This is a genomic window from Candidatus Margulisiibacteriota bacterium (assembly GCA_018822365.1).
Lineage (GTDB): Bacteria > Margulisbacteria > WOR-1 > O2-12-FULL-45-9 > XYB2-FULL-48-7 > XYB2-FULL-45-9.
In genome coordinates, this window is the sequence record JAHJKL010000016.1 from 1 (window position 1) to 8,118 (window position 8,118).

The 8,118-nt window shown below is 50.6% G+C and carries 7 protein-coding genes; 4 read left to right on the forward strand and 3 right to left on the reverse strand.

The window, feature by feature from the left end:
* On the reverse strand, positions 1–238 hold a 238-nt coding region (locus KKF06_01145), incomplete at its 3' end, for a hypothetical protein (GenBank protein ID MBU1616371.1).
* Positions 239–276: 38 nt separating this feature from the next.
* Here KKF06_01145 and KKF06_01150 point away from each other — a divergent pair.
* Positions 277–1,614, forward strand: a complete 1,338-nt coding sequence (locus KKF06_01150) for a B12-binding domain-containing radical SAM protein (GenBank protein MBU1616372.1) — start codon at positions 277–279, stop codon at positions 1,612–1,614.
* On the opposite strand, the gene KKF06_01155 is transcribed toward KKF06_01150, so the two are convergent.
* Complete coding sequence (locus KKF06_01155) at positions 1,600–4,272, reverse strand: adenylate/guanylate cyclase domain-containing protein (protein MBU1616373.1); 2,673 nt, start codon at positions 4,270–4,272, stop codon at positions 1,600–1,602. The genes KKF06_01150 and KKF06_01155 overlap by 15 nt on opposite strands.
* A gap of 164 nt (positions 4,273–4,436) precedes the next feature.
* Between KKF06_01155 and KKF06_01160 the strand changes: the two genes are divergently transcribed.
* Both KKF06_01160 and KKF06_01165 read left to right on the forward strand, forming a co-directional pair.
* Positions 4,437–5,114 carry a hypothetical protein gene (locus tag KKF06_01160; protein ID MBU1616374.1) on the forward strand — a complete coding sequence of 226 codons (678 nt, stop codon included), beginning with the start codon at positions 4,437–4,439 and terminating at the stop codon, positions 5,112–5,114.
* Positions 5,111–7,468, forward strand: coding sequence for a patatin-like phospholipase family protein (locus KKF06_01165; protein ID MBU1616375.1), 2,358 nt, complete (start codon positions 5,111–5,113; stop codon positions 7,466–7,468). Before KKF06_01160 ends, KKF06_01165 begins: the two co-directional genes overlap by 4 nt.
* Here the strand turns inward: KKF06_01165 and KKF06_01170 are convergent.
* Positions 7,465–7,935 (reverse strand): LEA type 2 family protein, encoded by a 471-nt coding sequence (locus KKF06_01170; protein ID MBU1616376.1) that lies wholly within the window; start codon positions 7,933–7,935, stop codon positions 7,465–7,467. The genes KKF06_01165 and KKF06_01170 overlap by 4 nt on opposite strands.
* Here KKF06_01170 and KKF06_01175 point away from each other — a divergent pair.
* Positions 7,913–8,118, forward strand: a 206-nt coding sequence (locus KKF06_01175) for a cyclic nucleotide-binding domain-containing protein (protein MBU1616377.1), incomplete at its 3' end; no start/stop codon positions are given. The genes KKF06_01170 and KKF06_01175 overlap by 23 nt on opposite strands.

Genomic DNA, 8,118 nt, shown 5'->3' on the forward strand with positions numbered 1-8,118 from the left:
AGCCAAGCCAGCGGGCGCATTGGGCAAGCACACGCCCTCTGGGTTCCGAAGATACTAGCAGAACCACCCGCCTGAACCGGTAAAGATAGAACATCACAAAGGTCGCCTGGTGCCAGACCGCGAAAATCACGTTCTCCCCTCTTTTCTCAAAACGTTCCCGCCAGGGAATATCGTAACGGATGGTTTTGCAGATTAAAACCCAGGAAATATAAAGAAAAGCAGAGGCTGTTAATTCCATTAATCGGCGCATAAAAGTCATTTTAGCATACTTAAATAATGTATAATAAACGTAAAATGAAACTATTACTGATCCAACCTTCAATGTATCACCAAGTCGGCAAGCTCTTAAAATTTAAAAAGGCCTTTATTCCTTCGATCACCATGCCAACCCTGGCCGCCCTGACCTCACACGAGGTTGAAGTCGAGATCATTGATGAACATGTCGATGAGATCGATCTTGACCGCAAAGCCGACCTGGTCGCGATCACCTGCCACACTTTCTCCGCCTCCCGGGCGTACGAGATCGCCGATGAATTCCGTAAAAGAGGGACCAAAGTCATCCTGGGCGGGATCCACCCGACCGTCCTGCCCGACGAAGCAAAAGAACACGCCGACAGCGTCATGATCGGCGAAGTCGAGGATATTTGGGAAACGGTCATTAAAGATCTGAGGGCCAAAGAGTTAAAGCCATTCTACAGGCCCGGTTACCCAAGCTTGTCGCGGCTGGTCATTCCCAGGATCGACCTGATCAATCTGGCTAAATATCAGAAAATGCCCTTCTCCAGGCTCCCCACTATTCCGCTGGAAACCTCCCGCGGCTGTCCTTTTTCCTGCGACTTTTGCCTGGTGACCGGTTTTTACGGCCGCCATCAGCGGATGAAGCCGGTCAAGAACGTTGTCAAAGAGATCCAGGCGATCGGCGCTAAATATTATTTTTTCTGCGACGTCAATATCGGGGCGAACCAGGAACGGGCCCGCGAGCTTTTTGCCGCTCTTGCCCCGTTAAAGATCAAATGGGCCGGCCAGTTCAATGTTTTTGCCGCCAAGCATCCGGCCATGCTGAAGCTGGCCCGGCAAAGCGGCTGTTACGCCGCCTACCTGGGGATCGAAAGCATCAACGAAGCAAGCCTGCGCAGTGTCAATAAAAAGATCAATCGGATCGAAGATTACGCGGAACAACTTAAAGTTTTCCATGACTGCGGCCTGCCGATCCATGGTAGTTTTGTTTTTGGATTGGATGAAGACGATGAAGCAACGATCGACCAGACGGTTGAATTTGTCGATCGCAATCACATTGACAAGGTCACCTACTATTTCCTTTTCCCGATCCCGGGGACGGCCCAATACGACCGGATCAAAGCGGAAGGGAGAATGGTCCATGACCGCTACTGGCTGGATAAAACCCGCCCGCTGTTGGATGTCCACTACCAGCCAAAGAAGATCAGCCGGGAGAAATTGCTGGAAAAGTTCTGGGAAGCGAACGATAAAACTTTTTCCTGGAGATCGATCGTTAAAAGACTTTTTCTGCCGCCGCAGCCGCAAGCCCTGACCTCGTTCGTCTCGAATATTTATTACCGGAAAATGAACCGGAAGCGGGAATTAACTTTTTCGTAAATTAGCTTTTTGCCTGTCCTTCAGATCAAGATAAGTCTCGAACAGCTCGACCTGCCGGTCGTCACTTTCCCCCAACCAAAGCCGGTGGACCGCTTCCGGGCCAAGTGGCTGGTTTTCAAAGCGCGGCCGTTCCTGGACCACGACCCCCACCCCCTCCATCGCTTGCTCCAAATAATGATACCGGTAAGCGTGGCGGTCCCAGCGGACAAAATAACCGGGCAAAACCCCTTTATTCTTGGCGTAGATAGTACAAGGGACAAACATATCCTCTTCGGCCGCTTCGCGGTAAAGTTTTTGGTATTCGCTCAGAACCTGACCGATCAGTCGCTCACTCGGCTCGGTCCCTTGCTCCGCGAGAATTTTCCGCAGATAGGCTTTCCCTTCGGGGCTGTCCAACGCGCGATTATAAGCATTAAAATCAGCGATCATTTTCGCTTTATTTTCTTCGGAAAGAAGACGGTAGGTTTGTTCACCAATAATGATCTGTCCGCGGGAAGCGGCATGCTGAAGCCGAGCCGCCTGGTTGACCGCGTCGCCGATCACGGTATATTCCACTTTACTGCTGGCATGGCCGACATTTCCGGCGATCACCCGGCCGGTATGAAGGCCGATCGTCATGCCAAGCGGCGGGATCCCGTATTGTTTATAGATCGCCTGGATCGCCGGGTCCCGGTTCAAACGCTGTAATTCAAGCTGCAGGTCAACCGCCGCGGCAACCGCCTCTTCAACATCCAGCGGCTCCCGCCGGGGAACGCCAAAGTCACCCATGATGCAGTCGCCGATGTGTTTATCAACGATCCCTCCGTGCCTGGTAATGACCGGATCAAGACGGGCAAACAAATGGCTGAGCAGGCGGACCACTTCTTCCGGAAGGTCTTTTAAGATATCAGACAAAGCGGTAAAACCGGAAACATCCCCAAAAACGATAGTCGCGCCATCGATCACCCGGCCGCGAAGCGCCTGATAATCGCGGGATTTGAGCAGAGCAAAGATCTTTTCCCCAACATACTGACGGGTCAAATTGTCCCGTTCTTCCTGCAAAACCTTGATCATGATCCCGGTCGAGATCAATTTGGCAAATGCCTGGCCGGCTCTGAACTGGTCGTCTAGCCTATTCTTTTCTTCCTCGGTCATCTCTTTTTCTTCCGGAACAATATCCGGATTGGTCACTTCCAAAGAACCAAGGCAGATCGCTTCTCCCATTTCATTGTATTTAAATATGGAGGTTATGTAATAAGAAGCAACTCCAACTATTTTAAGTAAAAACTCATTTTGCGGCCGCCGGGCGAATTTTTTCGCGTCTTCGATCATCAAACGGATGGGAACCACCGCTGAAGTCCTGACATTACCGATCGCCTGGCCAAGGTCTTGATTGACTATACCGATCGGTTGTCCCCCTCTGTCGCTCAATTCTTCGATCATGCTCCCTTTCCTCATCTTTTCCTCACGCAAATTCGGGTCGGCCGAACCGGCCGAGACCAGAACGATCCTGGTCCCGTCAGCGATGACCGGGATGATCTCCCCAGGCACAAGGCCGGCTTCGGCAAATTCGATCGTTTCCAGATCAACCAGCGCATTTTTTTCCCCTAATAGTTTTGTAAGCCCCCCGGCAAGCCCGCCCAGAAATCCCACCGCCGTCCCTTCAACAACATGCCTGATCAATTCAGAACCAGGGCGGATCACCCTGCGAAACAAATTTCTTTCCCCGTTTTTCTTTTCAACCACAACCAGATCTTCCCTGACCTTTTTCCCCCAGTTTTCCCATTCGTCGATCGTCAGGTACCTGCCCCTCTCGTCAGTCACTCCTATTTTTGTCTCACCGGAAGGCAAACTTAGCTGGCCGTTATTCCGTTTAAGCCGGACCACAGAGGATTCCCCCAAATTATCGCCCGGGACCATAAATCGGTATGGCATACCGACCTGTCCGTCAGGGCCAATTACCAGCCAGCCGGCCGCTTCAGAATCGGGCGAACGGCCGATGACCTGATACGCCCACTTGGTAACTACGTCAAACAATTCGGTAATGCTCTCTTGCAGCCCATTACCCGGGCTCTCCTGATAGATAGCGCTCATGATCTCCAGATAGGCTTGGTTCCCTAAACCCTGGTAATGAATTTCGTCTCTAGCCTTGGACAGAAGATCCTTCTGCCTTTGTTTAATTGAACTTATTTCCGCTTTAAGTCTAGTTAATTTATCTTCTTTGCCTCGTTCAGCCTCAATTAAGGTATCTAAAGCATCCAATCTTAAGATCGGGACAAATTGATCATAAGCGCTACTGATCTTCTGCCCGAATGATCTGCCGCCAGCATGGATGACCCTAAGCTCGGTCAAAAGTTCAATTGATAAATGTTCTTTTTTCCCTTCCGGTGGGATAAGCAATTTTATGGAAGCTAAGATCTCTTCCGGCGGCCCTTCAAGAGAGGCTCCCCGCAAATTGAATCCATTGGCCGCCGCCATTTTAAAAATCGATTCCCCCAGCTGAATGGCCAAAGATCTCGGCAGACCGCAGCTTTGCGAAATCCGCCGGCCCAAATCGTAAAAATGGGCCAATTCGCGCGAACGAGCATGAAGGCTCGCTAAACGGCCCATCTCATTTTTTAATAAATGACCGGGAAAAGTTACAATATTGGCTACTTGCCCTATTCTAGTCCTACTCATACGAATATTTATCGACAAAGAGTGAAATAATTTCACTCTTTGCGTGATATACTTTTATCATGCAATTGTTGCGGCCAAAATCCCTGATATTATGGCTAATTTGCCTCTTAGCTCTCCCCGCAGAGGGGTTATACCAGGCCAGTTTTTATAATTTCCCGCGGTCGATGGAATACAATTATTTAACATATCGCAAGGAATCAAAGGAACCGCTCTTCAAAGAAAAGTTTGCCATTTCCAGACAACGCTATAACAACCAGGATTTTGTGGTGATCAAATCAAACAGCCAACCGACCGACAACAACCAGGACAAATTCAGCAAAGAGACCCTGACCTACTACCGGATCGATCAGGGGAAGATCAGTACCTCCCACCATGAAAACAACACCAAAAACAACGGCCAACCGGAAACTTTATTTAAGGTCGACTTTAACTGGCCCGGCCGGGCGGCCAGTTATCTTTTAAGCAATAAAGAAAAGAACGGCACCGCTACAGTCAAGATCAATGAACGGACCATCCTTACCCACGATCTTGGAGTATTTTTCCAGGATATGCTGATCAAGGGACGCGACGAGGCCCCCTTCACCGTACTTTTCCAGAACGGCAACTCCCTAAACCTGCGGGCCAGGTGTGTCGGCGAGGAGCAAGTTTCAGCCAAAGCCGGGAATTTTCTCTGCAAGAAATTTGAGATGGCCCCCGACTTTCAATTGATCTCCCTCGTCGCCCCAAAGATCTATTTCTGGTTCGAGGCAAAATCGCCGTACGCTTACATCAAGTACGAAGGGCCGGAACGCGGCCTCTTCTCCCCAACCGTTGTCCAGGAATTGGTCGGGTATAAACTGTGATCACCTTTAAGAAAAAGGCTGCCATCCTCCTTTTAATTTGCCTGACCACGGCCGGCGCCGCTTATGCGGCCCAGCCAAGGATCGCCCTGGTCTTAAGCGGCGGGATCGCGACCCGCGGCCTGTCAGAGATCGGGGTGATCAAAGCACTGGAAGAAGAAAACATTCCGATCTCATATGTGGTTGGAACCAGCATGGGGGCGGTTTTGGGAAGCCTGGTCGCCCAGGGGTACACCGCCGACGAGATCAAACAGATCGCCAAATCGATCGATTGGCTGCAGGCTTTTGTCCAATACACCGATTATAAAAACCTGCTGTTTGGCGAAAAAGAAAAATACGGCAAGTATCTTTTCCGGGTAGATCTCAACGGCCTGCGGCCGATCATCCCCGATAGCCTGGTTAACGGCCAAAAACCGGCCCTAATATTCAGCGAGATCTCGATCAAAGGGCTTAACGTCAGGAACTTTGACGATTTCCCCCGCCCTTTCCGGGCCAACGCCACCAACCTGGAAACCGGGGAAGAGGTCGTCCTGGCTTCCGGGTATCTTCCCAAGATCCTGCAAGCTTCGTCGGCTGTGCCGATCATGCTTCCGCCGGTTGAGATTGACGGACGCATCTTAGGCGACGGCGGGATAATCAACAATCTGCCGGTCAACCTGGCCGAAGAATTCAAACCGGACTTTATCATCGCGGTCGACCTGGGAATGGAGCTGCGCAAAAAAGAACAGCTTAATTCCATTTTCTCGATCCTGTCGCAAAACCTTGCCTTCCCGCAAAGAGAGAACAGCGCCGCCAATCGGAAACGGGCCAGCGTAATAATTGAGCCGGATATCGCCTCTTTTACTTTTTCCGACTTCGACAAGATCGACGCGATAATCGAAGTCGGCTACCAGGCGGCCAGGAAAAAGATCCCGGAGATCAAAAAACTGCTGGCCAAAAAAGGTTTTACTTTAAGCCAGCCAGATCCCCCATCGGCTGGACCGGCCATTAAAAGCCTCGCTTTTGCCGGCCAGACCGTTTACCAGGAAAAGGACCTTCTCCCTTTGGTCGGTTCCACCCCGGAATCAAGCTATACTCCCGCCAAGGTTGAGGCCGACCGCAGGGTATTGGGAAACAAATATTTCTTTGACGGATATAAACTTGCCCGGGTCACCTCCACTTTTGAAGCAACCAGCGGCCGGCTGACTTTTAGCATTGACGAGGGACGAATTAAATATGTCAAATTTACCGGACGAAAGAACATTAGCGATGTCCTGATGAACAGTCTGGTCCGGAGCCAGAAGCTGTTCAACATCAGGAACGTTTCGGAAAACGTCGACCGGATCTACGCTACCGGCTATTTTGAAAGCGTGGAGTTTATGGCGGTCCCCAACGGGACTGAATACAACCTCCTATACGTCTTGAAAGAAAAACACGCCAACTCGCTCGGTGTCGGCCTCCGCTACGACACTTATCAACAACTCTCGCTCCTGGCTGATTTTACCCTGAACTATTTTAAATCACGCAACCTTCAGCAGAACATCCAAATAAAATTGGGGAACGAATACGACTTTCGCCTGACCTCCGAATTCTGGCTGGAAAACTTGGGACAGAACCTGGTTGGCGAAGCGGTTTTATTTTACTATTTAAAAAGCCAGGATATTTACGGCGGGGGGCAGGTCATTTCCACCTTTTATTATATTCCAAAAGGGGTTCGGCTCGGCTTCAAGGCCAATCTTGGTTTCCTGGGGCAGGTTTCCGCCGGGGTTGAGAAGATAAGCGTTGCCAATGAAAGGGTCTTTACCTTGCTGGCGGACGAAAATGTCGCTAAATACACCTTGAGCACCAAGCTCGATTTTCTTGATGACCCGGTCTTCCCGAGCAACGGCATTTTGGCCAAACTGACCTGGCAGACCGGGGTCAAACAATGGGGAGGAGAACACGATTACACCAAAAACTTGAACGACTTGAGCGTTTACTTCACCCTGCCATCGGAGCAGACCTTCTTCTTTATCGGCCGGGGATATTTCAGCAGCGGGGACCTCCCCCTCTTTGAATACTACCGGGTCGGCGGGGAAGAGAACCTGATCGGTTACGGCCGGAACAAGTTCCTCAACAAAAACCTGGTCGCCGGTCGGCTGGGGGTCCGTTTTCCGGTCGCGACGCCAACAACCGGGGTGATTGACGGGGTCTACCTCTCCCTCTTGCAAGACCTAGCCTGTCCAGCGGCCGACCCGGCGCAGATCACGCTAGATAAATGCTATAAAGCTTATGGGGGAGAAATTTCGTTCACTACATTGCTTGGGTTAAACGGTCGGGCCAGCCTGGGGATTGGCGAAATGGTCTATCTCTTCTTATCAATCGGCAACGAATTTTAAAGCTTGATATTGTCCGGAAGCCGGAATTTGCCGGAAGCAGATAGAGGAGAAGAGACCGCAACCCCAAAAGCACCGGCACTGATCGTCCCGTCTATTTGATAGTCGACGTCTTTATTACCGCTCGCCAGCCGCTGGACCACCGACAAGAGAGAGCCAAAGACCGCGTCGTAGCGGACTAAAACCGGGATAGTAATTAATTTGGCCTGGTTGGCGGTCATGGTAAAGCCGGGACGATTTTCATCAAGCAGAAGTTTGTTGTTGATCTGAATCTTATACGAGTATTGATTGACCGTCAGGTCGATCGGATTGGGATTGGTCACGTCAAAGTTGAAGTTGACCTCGATCCCTGCCGAAGTCACCCGGCCGATATTATAATCGCGATAGACCGCTTTGGGGCCCTCAAAGTTAACGCATCCGGACAAAAACAATCCAGCCATCAAGAGCATGGGAACTAGTTTTTTTATCATGCGGACATTATACTATATGATCATGGACAAAGAAATCATGGCGCTGGGGATTGAAAAGAGCTTTCGCGCGGACGAGACGATCTTTGAAGCGGGGAGCGAGGCCGAGGGATTTTACTATCTTCTCTCCGGCGAAGTTAGAATTTTTAAGATGGACGAAGCGGGAATGGAAGTAGAGATCGCCCG

What these genes read in the sequence shown, in the direction of transcription:
- KKF06_01150 (MBU1616372.1), top strand. Translation starts at nt 277, where the DNA reads ATGTATAATAAACGTAAAATGAAACTATTACTGATCCAACCTTCAATG.
- KKF06_01160 (MBU1616374.1), top strand. Translation starts at nt 4,437, where the DNA reads ATGGAATACAATTATTTAACATATCGCAAGGAATCAAAGGAACCGCTC.
- KKF06_01155 (MBU1616373.1), bottom strand. Translation starts at nt 4,272, where the DNA reads ATGAGTAGGACTAGAATAGGGCAAGTAGCCAATATTGTAACTTTTCCC.
- KKF06_01170 (MBU1616376.1), bottom strand. Translation starts at nt 7,935, where the DNA reads ATGATAAAAAAACTAGTTCCCATGCTCTTGATGGCTGGATTGTTTTTG.